The sequence below is a fragment of the Sphingomonas sp. CFBP 13714 genome, assembly GCF_014842205.1.
Lineage (GTDB): Bacteria > Pseudomonadota > Alphaproteobacteria > Sphingomonadales > Sphingomonadaceae > Sphingomonas > Sphingomonas aerolata.
Genome location: NZ_JACYVG010000004.1, coordinates 344,785 through 362,835, shown reverse-complemented (window position 1 = coordinate 362,835; position 18,051 = coordinate 344,785). Strand labels below are relative to the sequence as shown.

Sequence of the window (18,051 nt, the reverse complement as noted above, 5' to 3'; positions counted from 1 at the left end):
AAGCACCGCGTCGCAGAAAATTGTTGCGTTGCGGCGCGAATCGATGCAGCTTTCGGTCATCGTCGAGACGCTGCAATGGGGTAGCGTCTTCGGCATCACTAACAATCTGGCAAAGTCGCCGTCGCGTCTCGCATGATCGAGCGCCGCGGCGGCTTTTTTGCGTTTGCTCGAGGGGGGAATCGGGACGATGACGCAGCTGCAGACAGGGTTTGACGCGGGGCTGGCGGGGACCGGCACGCGTGCCAGGGCGAAGCCGACCGCGCCGGGTGCCACCGGCTTCTGGCAGAGCGGGCATCGCCCGACGCTGATCGCCGCGTTTCTCTATTTCGATCTCGCCTTCATGGTGTGGGTGCTGCTCGGCCCGCTCGCGCCGATCATCGCCAAGGAGCTGGCACTGTCGCCCGCCGAGAAGGGGCTGATGGTGGCCGTGCCGACGCTCGCCGGCGCGGTGTTGCGGCTCGTCAACGGGCTGCTGGTCGACAAGATCGGGCCGAAAAAGACCGGGGCGATCGGGCAGATCATCGTCATCGCCGGCCTGTCGATCGGCTGGCTGTTCGGGGTGCACAGCTTCGAGGGCACGCTCGCGCTCGGCGTCGTGCTCGGCTTTGCCGGGGCGAGCTTCGCGGTCGCACTACCCCTGGCCTCGCGCTGGTATCCGGCCGAGCATCAGGGCAAGGCGATGGGGATCGCGGGCATGGGCAATTCGGGCACTGTGCTCGCCTCGCTGTTCGCGCCGCTGCTCGCCAAGGCGTTCGGGTGGAACGCGGTGCTGGGGCTGGCGGTGATCCCGCTGGTGATCGTGTTCGTGTTCTACATGGTGATGGCGAAGGACTCGCCGAGCCAGCCCGCGCCCAAGCCGTTCGCTGCCTATCTGTTGGTGCTCAAGGAAGCCGACACTTGGTGGTTCATGCTGTTCTACGGCGTCACCTTTGGCGGCTTCGTCGGGCTCGCCTCCAGCCTGCCGGTCTATTTCACCGACCGTTTCGGACTGACCCCGGTAATGGCAGGCTATTGCACCGCTGCGTGCGTCTTCACCGGATCGCTGGTGCGGCCGATCGGCGGCGCGGTGGCGGACAGGATCGGCGGGATCAGCGCATTGACCGCGGTCTATCTGCTGGCGGCGATCACGCTGGTCGCGATCAGCACCGCACCTGCCTCGTTGCTCGTCTCGCTCGGCCTGTTCCTGCTGGTGATGGCGACGCTCGGCTTTGGCAACGGCGCGGTGTTCCAGCTCGTGCCGCAGCGCTTCCGCAGCGAGATCGGCGTGATGACCGGGCTGGTCGGCTTCGGCGGCGGGATCGGCGGCTTCTACCTCGCGTCCTCGCTCGGCTTCGCCAAGCAGTGGACGGGCAGCACGTCGCCGGGCTTCCTGATCTTCGCCGGGCTCGCGGTCATCGCGTTGCTCGGGATCCTCAAGGTGAAGCGCCACTGGCGCGGCAGCTGGACCGCGGCGAACGGAGCGCGGATCTGATGCGCGCGCTGTCGCTCCTCGTATTGGGAGGGCCGGTGGCGACACCGGCCCTTGCCGACCCGCTCACATTCACCCCGCTGGTCGATGCGCGGCTGCGCTACGAGCATGTCGAGCAAGTGCCGCTTGCCAAGGATGCCGACGCGGTCACAGTCAGGGTCCGCAGCGGGTTTGAGGCGAAGTTCAGCGATTTCAGCTTCCTCGCCGAGTCCGAGGCAACGCTGGCGATCAATCCGGCGTACAATAGCGGGGTCAACGGCAGGACCGGCTATCCGATCGTCCCCGATCCCCAAAATATCGAACTCAACCGGCTGCAGCTGCAATATCGCGGGCTCAAGCAAACCGTCGTCACGGTCGGGCGGCAGGCGATCAACCTGGACGACCAGCGGTTCGTCGGCGCGGTCGCGTGGCGCGACAACGAACAGACCTTCGATGCGGTGCGCGTCGAATGGTCCGCGATCAGGAACCTTAAGGCCGATGTCACCTATGCGAACAATGTCCGCACGATCTGGGGGATCGACGGCGGCAATCGCTTCGGTCCTGCAAAGCTGTCGGAGATTGGCGGCGACAATGTCCTTGCCAATCTGGCGTACAAGACCAGCCTCGGCACGCTGACGGGTTTTGCGTATCTGGTCGACCAGGACCAGCGGCAGGTGTTCGTCAATTCGAGCCAGAGCTACGGCGGGCGTTTCGTGGGTGCCTATCCGTTGAGCAAGACGGTCAAGCTGGCCTATCTGGCAAGCTTCGCGTCGCAGAGCGACTATCACCGCAACCCCAATCGCTATCACGCGGACCATTATGCGGGCGAGCTCGGCATTGCGGTCAGGGCGCTGTCGCTGACCGGGGGGTATGAAGTGCTCGGCGCGGACAAGGGCGTTGCGGTCACCAGCTTCCAGACCCCGCTCGCCACGCTGCACAAGTTCAACGGCTGGGCCGACAAGTTCCTCGTCACCCCGCCCAATGGCCTGCGCGATGCTTACGGCTCGCTCGGGTATGGCTGGAAGAAGGTCGCCGGGCTCGATGCGATCGCGCTGATCGCGAGCTGCCATCGCTTCGACAGCGACCGGCTCGGCCAGCATTACGGCAATGAAGTCGACGCGCAGATGAGCGTCAAGAAGGGCAAGTACACCGCTCTTCTTAAATATGCCGACTATCGCGCCGATCGCTTCGCGACCGACACCAAGAAACTCTGGCTTTCGTTGGACTGGGCGTTTTCATGACCAAACCGCATCTCATCGTCATCGGCAACGGCATGGCGGGCTGCCGCGCGGTCGAGGAAATCCTCGCGCGTGACGCAAACCGCTATCGCATCACGATCTTCGGCGCCGAGCCGCACGTGAACTACAACCGCATCATGCTCTCGCCGCTGCTGGCGGGGGACAAGGCGTTCGACGATATCGTCATCAACGATCTCGCCTGGTATGCCGACAACGCGATCGAGCTCGTCACGAGCGACCCCGTCGTCGCGATCGACCGCAAGATCCAGACCGTCACCGCGCGCTCGGGTCGCGTCGAAAGCTACGACACGCTCATCCTCGCGACGGGCTCGGACCCGTTCATCATCCCGGTGCCGGGGCACGATATGCAAGGTGTCGTCACATTCCGCGACATGGACGATGTCGGCGCGATGCTCCGCGCAGCCGACGCCGGAGGAGATGCGGTGGTGATCGGCGGCGGGCTGCTCGGGCTCGAGGCAGCGCATGGCCTGTCGCTCCGCGGCATGAAGGTGACCGTGCTCCACATCATGCCGACGCTGATGGAGCGCCAGCTCGACGAAGCGGCGGGCTGGCTGCTCGAGGAAGCGCTCGAGGCGCGGGGCCAGACGATCCTGACCGGCGCCGACACCGCCGAAATCTACGGCCAGGGGAAGGTGGAGGGCGTGCGCCTCAAGACGGGGCAGGAGATCCCGGCCGCGCTGGTGGTGATGGCGGTCGGCATCCGCCCCAACGTCAAGCTCGCGCGCGCCGCGGGCCTGGCGATCGGGCGCGGAATTCATGTCGACGATCATCTCGTGACCTCGGACGCCAACGTGCTCGCGGTCGGCGAATGCGTCGAGCATAACGGCCTCATCTATGGCCTCGTCGCGCCGCTGTGGGAGATGTGCCGCAGCCTTGCCGACGGCCTCGTCGCGACACCCTCGGGCTATACCGGCTCGGTCACCTCGACCAAGTTGAAGGTCTCGGGGATCGACGTCTTCTCGGCGGGCGATTTCTCGGGTGGCGAGGGCTGCGAGGACATCGTCATGCGCGATGCGGCGCGCGGCATCTACAAGCGCGTCGTGGTCAAGGACAACCGCGTCATCGGTGCGGTGCTCTACGGCGATACGCAGGACGGCAACTGGTATTTCGACCTGCTCAAGAAGCAGCAGGACGTCGCCGAGATCCGCGACGCCTTGATCTTCGGCCAGGCGTTCGCGAGCGGAGGAGCGGCATCGGCAAACCCTAATGCGGCAGTCGCGGCCTTGGCGGACGACGCCGAGATCTGCGGCTGCAACGGCGTCAGCAAGGGCAGGGTGGTCGGCGCGATCTCGGGCGGCGCCTGCACGCCCGACGCGGTGCGCGCCTGCACCAAGGCCTCGGCCTCGTGCGGGTCGTGCACCAATCTGGTCGAAGGGCTGCTCGCGGTCACCTTGGGCGAGGCGTTCGACGGCGAGCGGACCGCGCCGACGGTGTGCAAATGCACCAGCTTCACGCATGAGGACGTCCGCCGGCTGATCCTCGAGAAAGAGCTCAAGGCGATCCCGCAGGTGATGCAGGCGCTGCACTGGACGACGCCCGACGGCTGTTCGTCGTGCCGCCCCGCGCTCAATTACTATCTGCTCTGCGCCTGGCCGGGCGAGTTCGTCGACGACAACCAGTCGCGCTTCGTCAACGAGCGGATGCACGCCAACATCCAGAAGGACGGTACCTATTCGGTCGTCCCGCGGATGTGGGGCGGCGTCACCAACCCGAAAGAGCTACGCGCGATCGCGGACGTGTCAGAAAAGTACGAGGCACGGCTGATCAAGGTCACCGGAGGGCAGCGGATCGACATCTTCGGGATCAAGAAGGAGGATCTGCCCGCGGTGTGGGCCGATCTTAACGCCGCCGGCATGGTCAGCGGCCATGCCTATGCCAAGGCGCTGCGCACGGTGAAGACGTGCGTCGGCTCGGAATGGTGCCGCTTCGGCACGCAGGATTCGACCGGGCTCGGCATCAAGACCGAGCAGATGACCTGGGGCAGCTTCATGCCGCACAAGTTCAAGATCGCGGTGTCGGGCTGTCCACGCAATTGCGCCGAGGCGACGATCAAGGATTTCGGCGTGATCTGCGTCGACAGCGGGTACGAACTGTCGATCGGCGGCAATGGCGGGATCCAGCTGCGCGGCACCGATTTCCTGTGCAAGGTCGCGACCGAGCAGGAGGCGCTCGACCACTGCGCGGCGTTCATTCAGCTGTACCGCGAGGAAGCGCGCTATCTCGATCGCACCGCGCCGTGGGTCGAGCGGGTCGGGCTCGACTATATCAAGGCGCGGATCGTCGAGGATGTGGAAGGGCGCGTGGCGCTGACCGCCCGCTTCCACTTTTCGCAGCGCTTCATGCAGGACGATCCCTGGGCGAAACGCGCAGCGGGGGAGGATTACAAACTCCACCAGCATCTCGCCGAAATCCGTCCGCTCGCGGCGCCTGGGCTGGTGACGGCATGAGCGCGGTCGGCGAATGGCTGGACATCGGTCCGGTCGATCAGCTCCCCACGCTCGGCGCGCGGACGCTGCCGGTACGCGGCGGGCGCGAGATCGCGATCTTCCACACCGCCAATGGCGAGGTCTATGCGCTCGCCAACCAATGCCCGCACAAACAGGGGCCACTCAGCCAGGGGATCGTCCACGACACCACGGTGACCTGCCCGCTGCACAATTGGCGGATCTCGCTGGTGACGGGCGAGGCGCAGGGCGAGGATAAGGGGTGCGTGCCGGTGATCCCGGTCAAGATCGATGGCGGGCGGATCTTGATCGGCCGGGCTGAAGCGCTTGCGGGGGTAGCGGCATGATAAGCCCCTTCCCTTCAGGGGAGGGGCTAAGTGTAAAGACGACATGCGCCTATTGCGGTGTCGGCTGCGGCGTGATCGCCACGCCGACCGGCGGGCGCACCGCAACGATTGCCGGCGACCCTGACCACCCCGCCAACTTCGGCAAGCTCTGCTCCAAGGGCACCCATCTCGGCGAGACAATCGGCCTCGAAGGCCGCCTGCTTCACCCGATGATCGGCACCCGCCAGGCCAGCTGGGACGATGCGCTCGACCATGTCGCGCAGCGCTTCGCCGCGACGATCGCCGAATATGGCCCCGACAGCGTCGCTTTCTACGCCTCGGGCCAGATGCTGACCGAGGATTATTACGTCGCCAACAAGCTGATGAAGGGCTTTATCGGCACCGCCAATATCGACACCAATTCGCGGCTCTGCATGGCGAGTGCGGTGGCGGCGCATGTTCGCGCGTTCGGCGAGGACGTCGTGCCGTGCAGCTATGACGATCTTGATGCCGCCGATCTGATCGTGCTGGTCGGATCGAACACGGCCTGGTGCCATCCGGTGATCTGGCAGCGGATCGAGGCTGCGCGGGCGGCGCGCGGGACCAAGCTGGTGGTGATCGACCCGCGCCGCACCGAGACCGCCGAGCGCGCCGACCTGCATCTCGCGATCGCGCCCGACAGCGACGTCGCTTTGTTCACCGGACTGCTCGCGCACATGCGATCGAGCTGGCGGCTCGACGGCAAGGCGTTGGCCGAGCGCGTAAGTGTCCCCGACGGCTTCTGGAGGTCGCTGCCGAACCCCGACGTCGCACGCACCTGCGACATCGCGAGCGCCGACCTGCAGGCGTTCTACGATCTGTTCGCGGATCACCCGCGCACGATCACGCTGTTCAGCCAGGGCGTGAACCAGTCGACCAGCGGCACCGACAAGGCCAACGCGATCATCAACCTCCACCTCGCCACCGGCCGCATCGGCTTGCCCGGCGCGGGGCCGTTCAGCATCACCGGCCAGCCCAATGCGATGGGCGGGCGCGAGGTCGGCGGGCTCGCCTCGACGCTTGCCGTGCACATGGGCTTCTCGGAGGCCGAGCGCGACCGCGCACAGCGCTTCTGGCAGTCGCCGACGATCTGTGCGGGGCCGGGGCTGAAGGCGGTCGACATGTTCGAGGCGATGGCCAAGGGCCGCATCAAGGCGGTGTGGATCATGGCGACCAACCCCGCCGTGTCGATGCCCGACGCCCGCATGGCGCGCGTCGCGCTCGCCAATTGCCCGTTCGTCGTCGTGTCCGACTGCATCGCCGAGACCGATACGCTGCGGTTTGCGCAGGTGAAGCTGCCCGCACTCGGTTGGGGCGAGAAGGACGGCACGGTCACCAATTCCGAACGCCGCGTGTCGCGCCAGCGCGGCTTCTTGCCGCCGCCGGGCGAGGCGCGCCCCGACTGGTGGGCGATTGCGGAGGTTGCACAGCGCATGGGGTTCGCCGGCTTCGACTATTCCAGCGCCGCGAGCGTGTTCCGCGAGTTCGCCGCGCAGACCGGGTTCGAGAATGGCGGCACGCGGCTGTTCGATATTTCCGGCCAGGCGACGATTTCCGACGCCGGCTATGCCGCGATGGCGCCGTTCCAATGGGGGGGCGCGTCGCCGTTCGCCGAGCGCGCCTTTTCGACACCCGATGGCAAGGCGCGGCTCGTGCCCGTCGTCCACGCGCCGCGCGACGATGCCAGCCGCGCTTACCCGTTGCGGCTCAACACCGGGCGCTACCGCGACCAGTGGCACACGATGACACGCACCGGGCTGTCGCCCAAGCTGTCGCAGCACCGCCGCGAGCCGCTGGTCGAGGTCCATCCCGATACCGCGCAGCGGCTCGGCCTTGCCGACGGCGCACTTGCACGGGTCGAGACGCCGAACGGCGCGAGCATCTTCCGCGTCGCGATCACCCCCGACCAGCGCCGCCGCGAGCTGTTCGTGCCGATCCACTGGACCGACCAGACCAGCGCCGGCGGTCGCGCCGGATTGCTCCCCGGCAAGGATCGCGACCCCGTCTCGGGCCAGCCCGGCTTCAAGAACACCCCCGCGCGCGCCGGGTCGTACAAGCCCGGCTGGACCGGCTTCCTCCTGTCGCGCGAGCGGCCGAACGGACCCGATTGCGCCTATTGGACACGCATCCGCACCGCGCATGGCTGGCTGGTCGAACTGGCGGGGGAGGGCGATCCCGCCGCGATGACCGCGCTGATGCCCGAGGGCGGGCGCGCCGAGATGATCGACGCACGGCGTGGCGTGGTACGCGCGGCGGTGGTCGCCGACGGTCAGCTGGAGGCAGCCTTGTTCGTCTCGCGCGGCGCCGGCCTGCCGCCGCGCGACTGGCTGCTCGGCCAACTCGGCGTTCCCAATGCCGCGTCGTTCGAAGTGCTTGCCGGCCGCCCGGCCACGCCCGCGGCCGATCCCGGGCCAATCGTCTGCGTATGTTTCGACGTCGGGCTCAACTGCTTGCTCGCCGCGATCACCCATCAGCGGCTCGTCAGCGTCGAGGCGGTCGGTGCCGCGCTTCATGCTGGTACCAATTGCGGATCGTGCCGCCCCGCCATCGCCAAATTGTTGCCCGTCCAGGAGAGTATCCATGTCTGAACTCATCGCACCCGGCGACGTGTGGCTGGTCGGCGCGGGGCCCGGCGACCCCGATCTGCTGACGCGCAAGGCCGAGAAGCTGATCGGCGCTGCGAGCATCGTCTTCTACGATGCGCTGGTCGGGCCGGGGGTGCTGGACCTGATTCCCCCCCATGTGCGGCGCGTCTCGGTCGGCAAGCGATCCGGGCGGCATTCGAAGACGCAGCCCGCGATCGACGCACTGCTGGTCGCGGCGGCGCGCGCCGGGGAGCGGGTCGTGCGGCTGAAGGGCGGCGATCCGTCGATCTTCGGCCGCTCGACCGAGGAGGTCGACGCGCTGACCGCGCACGGCTTTCGCGTCCACATCTGCCCCGGCATCACCGCCGCCAGTGCCGCCGCCGCCAGCGCGTGCCTGTCGCTCACGCTGCGCGGGTCGGCCCGCCAGGTGCGGTTCGTCACCGCGCACGCTCGCGCTGGCGAGACGCTGGATCTCGACTGGGCTACGCTGTCAGATGGCTCGACGACAATTGCCTTCTACATGGGACGAGGGGCTGCAACCGTCATCGCGAGCCAGCTGATCGCGAACGGCCTCGACCCGGCGACTCCGGTGCTGATCGCGAGCGATGTCAGCCTTCCGTCGGAACGTCTCGTCCATACCCGGCTCGATCTGCTTGCGCTCGTGATCGACCGCGCTTCGGGTGCCGGCCCTGCATTGATCTTGGTCGGAGAGGCAATGCGTGCGCAACGCGCGTCTCGACTTGCCCAGTTTGCATACGAGATTAGCGGCAGCGGCGCACTCGGCGTAGGCATGCTCGCGGTGCCTTCAGGAGCGATTTGACCGGTCGCCGGCTCGCTGCCAAATCTTTTCGTTCGAAGCTGCAGGTCGCATGGAGCTTTGATGTCCGGTTTCGCCTGAAGCAACCGTTCGCGGGGCAAGCAGCGAATGGCTTCAAAGTCCCACTTCTTGCCATTCTGCGATCGCCCTTCGCGAGGTACGGCGGACATTAACGGGTGTGTGAAACTGTGGAACACGCAACCCCGGCTGAATGTCGTCTTGTGGATCGTGTACCCAATCGGCCCATCAAGTCTTGACCTCGGACATGGCCCGGTCATCCGGGCTGCGTAAGATGCCATCTTTCAGCATTTTCGCGACGACCTTGGCGATATCATCTGGTGTCTCGTCTTCGCTCCAGACGCCGTAGCGAAGTCCGAGGAATACGTTCATTCCCATGATCGCCCAGCCATGGACCTCGCTGACGTCGCCCTTGACCTCGCCGCGGTCCGCGGCCTTTCGCAGGCGACGCGTGATCCGGTCCGCCGTGGTCGCATAATGGAGGCGAAAACTCTCAGGATCGACGAATTCGGACTCGTCGATGATCCGGTAGATTTCCTTGTGGTCACGGACGAAGCTGATGAATTCGCGAAGCCCCGCCTGCTCGGCGGCGATCTGGTCGGGTGCGGACAGGATCGCCGGGGCGACATGATCGCGAACCTGGTCGGACATGTCGCGGACGAGCGCGCGGAACACCGCGTCCTTTGAGTCGAAATAGGTGTAGAAGCTGCCGAGCGCGACCCCGGCGCGGCGCGTGATGTCGCTGATCGATGCCTGGTGGAACCCGTTGTCGCCGAACTCGATCGCGGCGGCGTCGAGGATCGCGCGCATCGTCCGGCGGCCACGCTCGGTCCGCGGTGCCTTGCTGTCGCCGATGACCGCCGGGTCTGACGGAGTCGTCTCCTGCGCCTTCGCCATTCTGTCTGCCTCGATACACAAGTTGAATACTGGTTCAGGTTTCAGTATAGACTGGAACCAAGGCGCACAACCCGGATCATACCGGGCGCATCAAGCGGGCGCCGCAGGAGGGGATGACACCGTGGCACAGCCGAAATCCGTCATGATCTTATTGAACGCCGGTGTTGCACTCGGCGCGCTGCTGGCGGGATCCGTGTCCGCGCAGACGCAACCCGTCGCGCCGGCAGCAGACGCGGCTCAGGCCGGGCCCGTCATCGAGGAGGCCGGGATCGATGGCGATATCGTCGTCACCGCGCGTCGCCGCGAGGAACGGCTGCTCGACGTGCCGATCGCGATCACCGCGTTCACGGGCGCGCAGCTCGAAGCGTCGGGGGCGCTCGACGTCACCGATCTTGCCGCTGTCACGCCGAACGTCACGCTCGAGACGTCGCGCGGCACCAATTCGACGCTGACCGCCTTCATCCGCGGCGTCGGCCAGCAGGATCCCGTCGCGGGGTTCGAGGCGGGCGTCGGCATCTATCTCGACGACGTCTATCTCAACCGACCACAGGCTGCGGTGCTCGACATTTACGACGTCGAGCGGATCGAGGTGCTGCGCGGTCCGCAGGGCACGCTCTATGGCCGCAATACGATCGGCGGCGCGGTGAAATACGTGACCCGCCGGATCGGCGCCGACCCGACGTTGAGCATTCGCGCAACCTATGGCAGCTATGACCAGGCGGACGGTGTCATCAGCGCGAGCACGCCGATCGGCGATACGGGGTTCAGAATCGGCGGCGCGGTCGCGCGACTGAGCCGCGGCGGGTTCGGCACCAACCTCACCACGGGACAGGACAATTACAACAAGGATTTCTGGGGTGCGCGCGGCACGCTGCAATATGAGGCGGGCGACAGCGCGTTCTTCCGGCTCTCGGGGGACTATACGAAGGACGACAGCAACCCGCGCGGCGGGCATCGGCTGATCCCGGGGCTGGTTTCGCGCACGCCGGTGCTGTCCGACGTGTTCGACAGCCGCGGCGGGCTGGTCACACCGAAACAGTCGGTCGAGGCCTATGGCGGGTCGCTCTTCGCTGAACTCAAGCCCGCCGCATATCTGACGCTGCGCAGCATCACCGGCTATCGCAAGGACGACAGCGCGACGCCGATCGATTTCGACGCGCTGCCCGCCGTCGATGTCGACGTCCCCGCCTTCTACAATAACGAGCAGTTCAGCCAGGAGGTGCAGCTGCTGGTCGATGCCGGGCCGTTCAACATGCTGGCGGGGCTCTATTATCTCGATGCTAAGGCGCGCACCGTGTTCGACGTGCGGTTGCCGGGGACGGTCACCGCGCTGACCTTCGGTGATGTGCGGACCAATACGGTGGCGGTCTTCGGTGATGCCACGCTCGACGTGACGCCGATGCTCAGCCTTTCGGTCGGCGGACGCTATACGTGGGACGATCGCATGTCGCAGATCCAGCGCAACGTATATCTGGGCGCTTCCCCCTTCTTCGGCGGCACGAGCGCGCCGATCGCGCGACAGACCGACTTTCGCGGGACCGCGAGCTTTGCCAAGTTTACGCCGCGCGCGTCCATCAGCTTCAAGCCCGATGCCAACAACACGCTGTATGCGAGCTGGTCGAAGGGGTTCAAGGGCGGCGGGTTCGACCCGCGCGGCGTTGGCACCGCGGCGCCCGACCTCAACGGCAACGGCATCACCGGCGCCGGTGGCGACCGGCAGGATATCTATAATTTCCTGTCGTTCGACCCCGAGAGCGTCGAGAGCTTCGAAGCGGGATACAAGGCGTCACTGTTCGATCGCCGGCTGACGCTGGCGATTGCGGGGTTCCATTCGAAATATACCGACGTCCAGGTGCCCGGATCGGTCGGTGCCACCGTCGGCGGCATCCAGACCTTTATCGGCATCACGACCAATGCGGGCCGCGCCCGGATCAACGGTGTCGAAGGCGAGGCCAATCTGACGGTCGCCGAAGGGATCGCGGGGACCGGCGACCGCGTCAATTTGTCGGGGACGATCGGGTATCTCGATGCCAAATACACGCGCTTCATCGATTCCCGCGGGATCAATGTCGCCGCCAATCGCAAGTTCCAGAACACGCCCGACCTGACCGCGAGCGGGACGCTCGCCTATCATGTCCCGGTCGGATCCGTTGGCGCGATCGACGCGAGTACGACGCTGTCCTATCGCAGCGACTCACAGCAGTTCGAACTGCGCACGCCGCTGCTCGACCAGCCGGCCTATGCGCTGCTCGACGCGAACCTCGTCTATACGATAAACGCGCGCTTCTCGATCGGGGTGCACGGCAAGAACCTGACGAACAAGCGCTATGTCGTGTCGGGCTACAACTTCCTGCTGCAGAACCCCGATACCGGCGACTATCTGCGGACGGCGGCGGGCGCCTTGCGGCCATCGCTCGGCAGCGACGGCGTGCTGACGGCCTATTACGGTAACCCGCGTCAGGTCTTTGCGACCCTCACCGCGAAATTCTGATGGAGCGGAACCGGGGGGCGGGTGATCGCCCCCCGGTTACTGGAGCACAATATGGCGAGTGATATCCCGGCGACCCCTGATATCCCGGCGACCCCGCGCGAGGGCCGCCGCTACCGCGTGACGGCGCTCGTCATGCTGTTGCTGGTCTACACGTTCAACTTCGTCGACCGGCAGATCCTTGGCATCCTCGCGCCGACGATCAAGGCGGACCTGGCTTTGACCGACACGCAATTGGGCCTGCTTGGCGGGCTGGCGTTTGCGTTGCTCTATTCGACGCTGGCGATCCCGCTGGCGTGGCTGGCCGACCGGACGAGCCGCACCTGGGTTATCACGCTCTCGCTCGCTGTGTGGAGCGCGTTCACTGCCCTGTGCGGTGTGGCCAGCAATTTTGCGCAGCTCTTCGCGTTCCGGATCGGCGTGGGAGTTGGCGAGGCGGGGGGCGTCGCGCCGTCCTATGCGGTGATCGCGGACACGTTCGCGCCCGACCGCCGTGCGCGCGCGCTGGCGGTCTATTCGCTCGGCATCCCGCTCGGGTCGGCAGCCGGCGTGATGCTCGGCGGCTATATCGCGACGTCGATCGACTGGCGGACCGCGTTCATCGTGGTCGGTGTCGCGGGGCTGGTGCTCGCACCGGTGTTTCGGCTGTGCGTGCGCGAGCCGGTTCGTAGGTCTGATGCGTGCGACCGCGAGCCCGTCCGCCGCGTGTTCGGCATTCTGGTGCGCAAGTCGAGCTTCTGGCTGCTCGCGTTCGGCGCCTCGGCGAGCTCGATGCTTGGCTATGGCCTGGCCTTCTGGCTGCCGTCGCTGATGCAGCGGAGCTTCGGGCTCGACCTCATCGAGACCGCGCAATTCTACGGCGGCGTACTGTTGCTGGGCGGCGTTGCCGGCGTTCTGCTCGGCGGCGTGCTTGGCGACCAGCTGGGCGCGCGCGATCGGCGGATGTACGCGCGCGTCCCCGCGATCGCGTTCGTCATCGCGGTGCCCCTGTTCGCCGCAGGGATCCTGTCGTCCTCGGTGACGGCGGCGTTCGTCTTCTTCCTCGTGCCCCAGGCGCTCGCCTATGTCTGGCTCGCGCCCGTCATCACGGCGATCCAGCATCTGGTACCCGGGCATATGCGCGCCACCGCATCGGCGACGTTCCTGCTGATCAACAACCTCATCGGTCTTGGCGGCGGCAGTTTTGCGCTTGGCGCAGTGTCGGACGGTCTCGCCGCGCATTATGGCGACGAAGCGTTGCGCTATGCGATGCTCATCGGGCTCGTCCTGTATCTGGTGGCCGCGTTGCTCATGTGGCTGGCGTCGACACCGTTCCGTCAGGACTGGGTCGATCAACCGATTTGAGACGCCAACACCGACAGCCGGATGGCTCCAGCCGGGACTGTTTGGGCGTGTGCTCGCGGAATGCGGATAGCGGATTGTGAAGCTCTGATAGCGTCCAGTCGCTCGGAACAGGCACGAGAACGGCGGTACCGCTCGACGCCTGCCACGAGCTGCGTTTTCACGTCAGATTTATGCTTACGCGGCGCCCCGATGATGTGATCTTCGGTGAATTCGGCCTTGCCGCATCGCTCCGCTCCGTCCGACGAGCTGATGTACCAATGGCGTGGCGTCCGGCAATGAGGTCTGACGCACAGACGGGGCTATATTAACACATCCGTATGATAATGGCCGCTATTCAGGTCGTTATGGGGTTTTCAACGGCGATTCCGCCTGCGCAGCGTTGGTGCATCGGGCTACTACCAATAGCGGCGGCTATCGTTACGTGGCGGTTCGTCGACCGCAGTGTCGCCGCCATAGCGTCCGTTGCAGTCTGTCTCGTTTTTGCAGCAATGGCGTATTCGATTGCCCAGCATTACCGGGTGTCGCGATTGATCCGGCATTTGCAAAATCTCGCCGGGACGTCTCCGACGGTCTCGCGTGGTGAAAGGCTCACACAGAGCGTAGCGACCATCGCGGATCGACTGCAGGCTGTCGAGCATCGCACCAGTCATCGCCACGCGATTACCGGCTTGCCGACTCGCGAGCCGTTGATCGAGCGAGTGATGGCGGACGGGCGCGGGGTACTCGGTGTCATCGGATTCATGGACTTCGATCGGCTGTGCGCGTTTGACCCGGCGCTGGGCGAACGCCTGCTGCTGACGATCGTCGACCGGCTGACCCGGATGCTGCCCGAAGAACGACTGATTGCCCATGTCGATCGCGCCAGCGTCGCGATCTGGTTCGGCCCGGATGTCGTCGAGGAAGCTGCGCAGACCGAACTGGATGTGCTGAGATACGCGCTGGGCGACGTGGTGATCGACGGCGACCGGGAAATCCTGCCCGAAATTCGCGTGCGGCAGGCTAAGATACCGGCCGACGGCGTGAACGCGCAGGCGATGTTGTCCCGCACGTTGGCGTCACTGACAGTACAGCCCGGTGCCGTGGTCGCGGTCGCCAGCCCTGTCCTCGATCTCGCAGCCCTGGCCAGCGAGCGGTATGCCTTGGAACAGGACCTTCGCCAGGCAATCGCGCGCGGCGAACTGGAAATGCGATACCAGCCGTTGATCGATGCCGGGGAAGGTCGGGTGTCGGGCGCGGAATCGCTGATCCGCTGGTTTCATCCCACCCTCGGGCAGGTCTCGCCGTCGCGGTTCGTGCCGGTGATGGAGGCGATGGGGCTGGCGCATGAAATCGGGATGTGGACCCTCAACGCCGCTGCACGGGAGGCGCGGTCATGGCAGGCACAGGGCCTGGACGCCCTGCGCGTCGCGGTGAACGTGTCGGGGCATCAGCTCGACCGCGACGACATGGCGGCACTGGTCGCACGCACGCTTTCGCGGCATTCGCTGGGGGCGGCTGCGCTGGAGATCGAATTGACCGAGAGTGTCGCGATGAGCGACGGTACGCGCGCCACCCAGCTGTTCGACGCGTTGCGGGCGGCTGGCGTGCGGATCGCGATCGATGATTTTGGCACCGGCTATTCCAGTTTCAGCACGCTGCGCACGCTGGCGTTCGACAAGATCAAGATCGACCGGGAATTCGTGACGAACGTCGATACGCTGCGCGACAGCCAAGCGATCTGCCAGAGCATCGTCGCGCTGGGGCGCGGGCTCGGCATCCGCGTGCTCGCCGAAGGGGTCGAGCGACGCGCAGAATATGAGTGGCTGTTGCGTCACGGCTGCACGCATTTCCAGGGCTATTATTTCTCGCCACCGCTGAAGGGCGCGGAGTTCGTCGCTTTCGCACGCGATTCCGCCGGGCTCGCGAAGTTGCTGGCCATCGACCCGTACGCGATGCGGGACCGGATCACCGAAAGGCTTACCGCATGAGTTTCTCTCCTCGACAGCTCGCGCGGACCGGCGCGCTGGCGCTCGCGCTTGCGATTACCGCCTGTTCGCATGGGCCCAAGGCGGGACCGCAACCGGCGCCTGCGCCGCAGACGACGCCGGCGAGCGAGATCGACGCAATCCTGCTATTGCTGGATCAGGGCGATAGTGGTGCAGCGAAGAAGCGGATCAACGCCGCGTTGAAGCGCGATCCGATGAATCCTTCGGTCCAGGTGCTGCGCGATTCGATCGACCGCGATCCGAAGGATCTGCTGGGGCCGACGAATTTCACCTATACCACGCGCGACGGCGACACGATGTCGGGACTGGCGCAGCGGTTCCTGGGCAATCGTCTGAAGGCGTATCAGCTCGCACGCTATAACGACATCGCCAAGCCTGCTGATCTGGTGGCTGGCCGGACGCTCCGTATTCCAGGCGAGCCCCCGCGCATCGAGCCGCCCCGGCGATCCGAGCCGCGACCCGTGCCGGCCGCTCCCACCCGCGTGAAGCCAGCCGCGCTCAGGCCGGCGCCGGTGACGAAGCCGACCGCACCCACGGTCAATCGGGTCGCCGCGCGTCAGGCGCGCGCGACGGGGCTGGCGGCGCTCAATTCGGGTAATGTCGTGCGCGCGGTCGGCCTGTTGCGCCGCGCCGCTGCGCTCGATCCCGGCAACCCGGTCATCGCGCGCGACCTGACGCGTGCCGAGCGCATTGCCGCCACCGTGAAGGCGCGCAAGTGATGACCGAGATGCTGGGACGCTACCGGATCGACGGTCGGCTGGGCGAGGGCGCGATGGCGGACGTGTTCCGCGCGTTCGATCCGGGAATCGGGCGCACCGTGGCGATCAAGGTGCTCAAACCGGAATATGGTCGCGACCCCGAACTGGGCGAGCGCTTCCTGCGCGAGGCGCGCGCCGCGGGCGCGCTGAACCATCCCAATATCGCCACCGTCTACGATGTGGGCGAGGCGGACGGTGTCGCCTATATCGCGATGGAGCTGATCGAGGGGCAGCCGCTCGACACGCTGCTGCTGGCGCAAGGCCGGCTGCCGTATGAACGCGTGCTGACGCTGGGTCAGCAACTCGCCTCGGCGCTCGACTATGCACACAGGGCGGGCGTCGTGCACCGCGACGTGAAGCCATCGAATATCCTGCTGTCGGCGGACGGCCGCACCGCCAAGCTGCTCGATTTCGGCGTCGCGCGGATCGGCGATATCGACGTGTCCGGCACCGAAGGACGCCTTGCGCGCACGCAGGTCGGCCAGATGATCGGGACGCCGCGCTATATGAGCCCGGAACAGGCGCTCGGCATCCCCGTCGACCAGCGGTCGGACCTATTCTCGCTGGGCGTGGTGCTGTACGAGATGGTGACCGGCAAGGTCGCATTTCCCGGCATGGGGCTGGCGACGCTGGCCATCCAGATCGCGCAGGAGCGTGTCGAGCCGATCGCGCGTTCCGCCGCGGACTGCCCGCCGGGCCTGCGTTTTGTGATCGACAAGCTGCTGGCGAAGAAGCCCGAGCAGCGGTTCGCCGACGGCCATGCGGTGTACGAGGCGCTGACACGCGAGATCGCGGCGACCGCCGAGGCAGCACCCGGCCGCCGTGGCCTGCCGCTGAAGATCAAGCTCCCGCTGGCGCTCGTCACAGTAACTGCGATCGCGCTGGTCGCGAGCGTCTCGTCGATCCTTGGGCGGCAGCAACGCACGCTTGAGCATATGGCGATCGTGTCGGGTCGCTCGATCGCGGCGTTCGTCACCGGCAACACCGCGGTGCTCGCTGCCGACAATGCGGGGCTCGCGCCCGAGCAGCAGGACTGGACCGCGTTGCAGGCCTTCGTCGCCTCGGCCTCGCGCGATCAGGAGATTCGCGACATGGTGGTCGCCGATACCGGCGGGATCGTCCGCGCGGCAGAGGACGCGAAGCTGCTCGGCACGCGCTATCGCCGCACCGTTGGCGAAGCGGCGATCGGCAGCGGCGCCGGCGTGACCGCGGCACCCGACCGGGGCAAGGGCGCAGGACTGCGGTTCGTCCGGCCGATCCGCTATGCCGGGGCCGAGTTCGGCACGGTCGACCTGGTGCTGCGCCGGACCGCGCTAGACGCCGCGATCGACAATGCGCGGATGCTGCTGACGGTGCTGTCGCTGGTGATCATGGGTGTGGTGCTGGTGATCGGCTATCTGAGCGGCGCTATGGTGGCCCGGCCGCTCGCCCGACTGCGCAAGGCGCTGGACGAGGCGGCGAAGTCCGATTTCGCTCTGCGCATATCGCATCGCCGCCGCGACGAATTCGGCGCCGCGTTCGACGCGTTTAATCGCGCCGCCGCCGCAGTCGAGCCGCATCTGGCGGGGACCGGCGCGCAGGCCGACATCGCGATGCGCGCTACCCGCGTCGTGCCGTCCGCCCGTCTGGCCGCCTGAGGATCCG

Annotated in this window: 12 protein-coding genes; 11 read left to right on the top strand and 1 reads right to left on the bottom strand. The window is 66.4% G+C overall.

Annotation, left to right across the window (positions count from 1 at the left end):
• The first annotated feature begins 187 nt into the window (after positions 1-187).
• From IFT54_RS11830 to cobA, 6 genes are read left to right on the top strand one after another with little or no spacing between them, the layout of a single operon-like run.
• Positions 188-1,471: a nitrate/nitrite transporter gene (locus IFT54_RS11830; protein ID WP_192070754.1), complete on the top strand. Its 1,284-nt coding sequence runs from the start codon at positions 188-190 to the stop codon at positions 1,469-1,471.
• The gene (locus IFT54_RS11825) at positions 1,471-2,688 is read left to right on the top strand and encodes an alginate export family protein (protein WP_192070753.1); all 1,218 of its coding nucleotides are present in this window, start codon (positions 1,471-1,473) and stop codon (positions 2,686-2,688) included. The genes IFT54_RS11830 and IFT54_RS11825 overlap by 1 nt, the downstream gene beginning before the upstream one ends.
• Complete coding sequence (nirB, locus tag IFT54_RS11820; protein ID WP_192070752.1) at positions 2,685-5,153, top strand: nitrite reductase large subunit NirB; 2,469 nt, start codon at positions 2,685-2,687, stop codon at positions 5,151-5,153. The genes IFT54_RS11825 and nirB overlap by 4 nt, the downstream gene beginning before the upstream one ends.
• Positions 5,150-5,497: a nitrite reductase small subunit NirD gene (gene nirD / locus IFT54_RS11815; RefSeq protein WP_192070751.1), complete on the top strand. Its 348-nt coding sequence runs from the start codon at positions 5,150-5,152 to the stop codon at positions 5,495-5,497. Before nirB ends, nirD begins: the two co-directional genes overlap by 4 nt.
• On the top strand, positions 5,494-8,103 hold the full coding sequence (locus IFT54_RS11810) for a nitrate reductase (RefSeq protein WP_192070750.1): 2,610 nt from the start codon (positions 5,494-5,496) through the stop codon (positions 8,101-8,103). The genes nirD and IFT54_RS11810 overlap by 4 nt, the downstream gene beginning before the upstream one ends.
• Positions 8,096-8,920: a uroporphyrinogen-III C-methyltransferase gene (gene cobA / locus IFT54_RS11805; protein ID WP_192070749.1), complete on the top strand. Its 825-nt coding sequence runs from the start codon at positions 8,096-8,098 to the stop codon at positions 8,918-8,920. Before IFT54_RS11810 ends, cobA begins: the two co-directional genes overlap by 8 nt.
• A gap of 243 nt (positions 8,921-9,163) precedes the next feature.
• Here the strand turns inward: cobA and IFT54_RS11800 are convergent, their stop codons facing one another.
• A complete protein-coding gene (locus tag IFT54_RS11800; RefSeq protein WP_183937868.1) occupies positions 9,164-9,832 on the bottom strand; it encodes a TetR/AcrR family transcriptional regulator in 669 nt (222 codons plus the stop codon).
• A gap of 142 nt (positions 9,833-9,974) precedes the next feature.
• On the opposite strand from IFT54_RS11800, the gene IFT54_RS11795 reads away from it, so the two are divergent.
• The 5 genes from IFT54_RS11795 to IFT54_RS11775 all read left to right on the top strand — a co-directional run bounded on the left by IFT54_RS11795 (position 9,975) and on the right by IFT54_RS11775 (position 18,044).
• The gene (locus IFT54_RS11795) at positions 9,975-12,323 is read left to right on the top strand and encodes a TonB-dependent receptor (protein WP_192070748.1); all 2,349 of its coding nucleotides are present in this window, start codon (positions 9,975-9,977) and stop codon (positions 12,321-12,323) included.
• Positions 12,324-12,374: 51 nt separating this feature from the next.
• Positions 12,375-13,664 carry a spinster family MFS transporter gene (locus IFT54_RS11790; protein ID WP_446740670.1) on the top strand — a complete coding sequence of 430 codons (1,290 nt, stop codon included), beginning with the start codon at positions 12,375-12,377 and terminating at the stop codon, positions 13,662-13,664.
• 323 nt (positions 13,665-13,987) lie between these two features.
• Positions 13,988-15,631, top strand: coding sequence for a putative bifunctional diguanylate cyclase/phosphodiesterase (locus IFT54_RS11785; protein ID WP_244648866.1), 1,644 nt, complete (start codon positions 13,988-13,990; stop codon positions 15,629-15,631).
• Positions 15,628-16,368 carry a LysM peptidoglycan-binding domain-containing protein gene (locus IFT54_RS11780; RefSeq protein WP_192070747.1) on the top strand — a complete coding sequence of 247 codons (741 nt, stop codon included), beginning with the start codon at positions 15,628-15,630 and terminating at the stop codon, positions 16,366-16,368. The genes IFT54_RS11785 and IFT54_RS11780 overlap by 4 nt, the downstream gene beginning before the upstream one ends.
• Positions 16,368-18,044 (top strand): serine/threonine-protein kinase, encoded by a 1,677-nt coding sequence (locus IFT54_RS11775; RefSeq protein ID WP_244648864.1) that lies wholly within the window; start codon positions 16,368-16,370, stop codon positions 18,042-18,044. The genes IFT54_RS11780 and IFT54_RS11775 overlap by 1 nt, the downstream gene beginning before the upstream one ends.
• Positions 18,045-18,051 lie beyond the last annotated feature (7 nt).

Bases quoted from the DNA above. Each gene is read 5' to 3' on its own strand.
- IFT54_RS11830 (WP_192070754.1), top strand. From the start codon at position 188: ATGACGCAGCTGCAGACAGGGTTTGACGCGGGGCTGGCGGGGACCGGC.
- IFT54_RS11825 (WP_192070753.1), top strand. From the start codon at position 1,471: ATGCGCGCGCTGTCGCTCCTCGTATTGGGAGGGCCGGTGGCGACACCG.
- nirB (WP_192070752.1), top strand. From the start codon at position 2,685: ATGACCAAACCGCATCTCATCGTCATCGGCAACGGCATGGCGGGCTGC.
- nirD (WP_192070751.1), top strand. From the start codon at position 5,150: ATGAGCGCGGTCGGCGAATGGCTGGACATCGGTCCGGTCGATCAGCTC.
- IFT54_RS11810 (WP_192070750.1), top strand. From the start codon at position 5,494: ATGATAAGCCCCTTCCCTTCAGGGGAGGGGCTAAGTGTAAAGACGACA.
- cobA (WP_192070749.1), top strand. From the start codon at position 8,096: ATGTCTGAACTCATCGCACCCGGCGACGTGTGGCTGGTCGGCGCGGGG.
- IFT54_RS11800 (WP_183937868.1), bottom strand. From the start codon at position 9,832: ATGGCGAAGGCGCAGGAGACGACTCCGTCAGACCCGGCGGTCATCGGC.
- IFT54_RS11795 (WP_192070748.1), top strand. From the start codon at position 9,975: ATGATCTTATTGAACGCCGGTGTTGCACTCGGCGCGCTGCTGGCGGGA.
- IFT54_RS11790 (WP_446740670.1), top strand. From the start codon at position 12,375: ATGGCGAGTGATATCCCGGCGACCCCTGATATCCCGGCGACCCCGCGC.
- IFT54_RS11785 (WP_244648866.1), top strand. From the start codon at position 13,988: ATGGCCGCTATTCAGGTCGTTATGGGGTTTTCAACGGCGATTCCGCCT.
- IFT54_RS11780 (WP_192070747.1), top strand. From the start codon at position 15,628: ATGAGTTTCTCTCCTCGACAGCTCGCGCGGACCGGCGCGCTGGCGCTC.
- IFT54_RS11775 (WP_244648864.1), top strand. From the start codon at position 16,368: ATGACCGAGATGCTGGGACGCTACCGGATCGACGGTCGGCTGGGCGAG.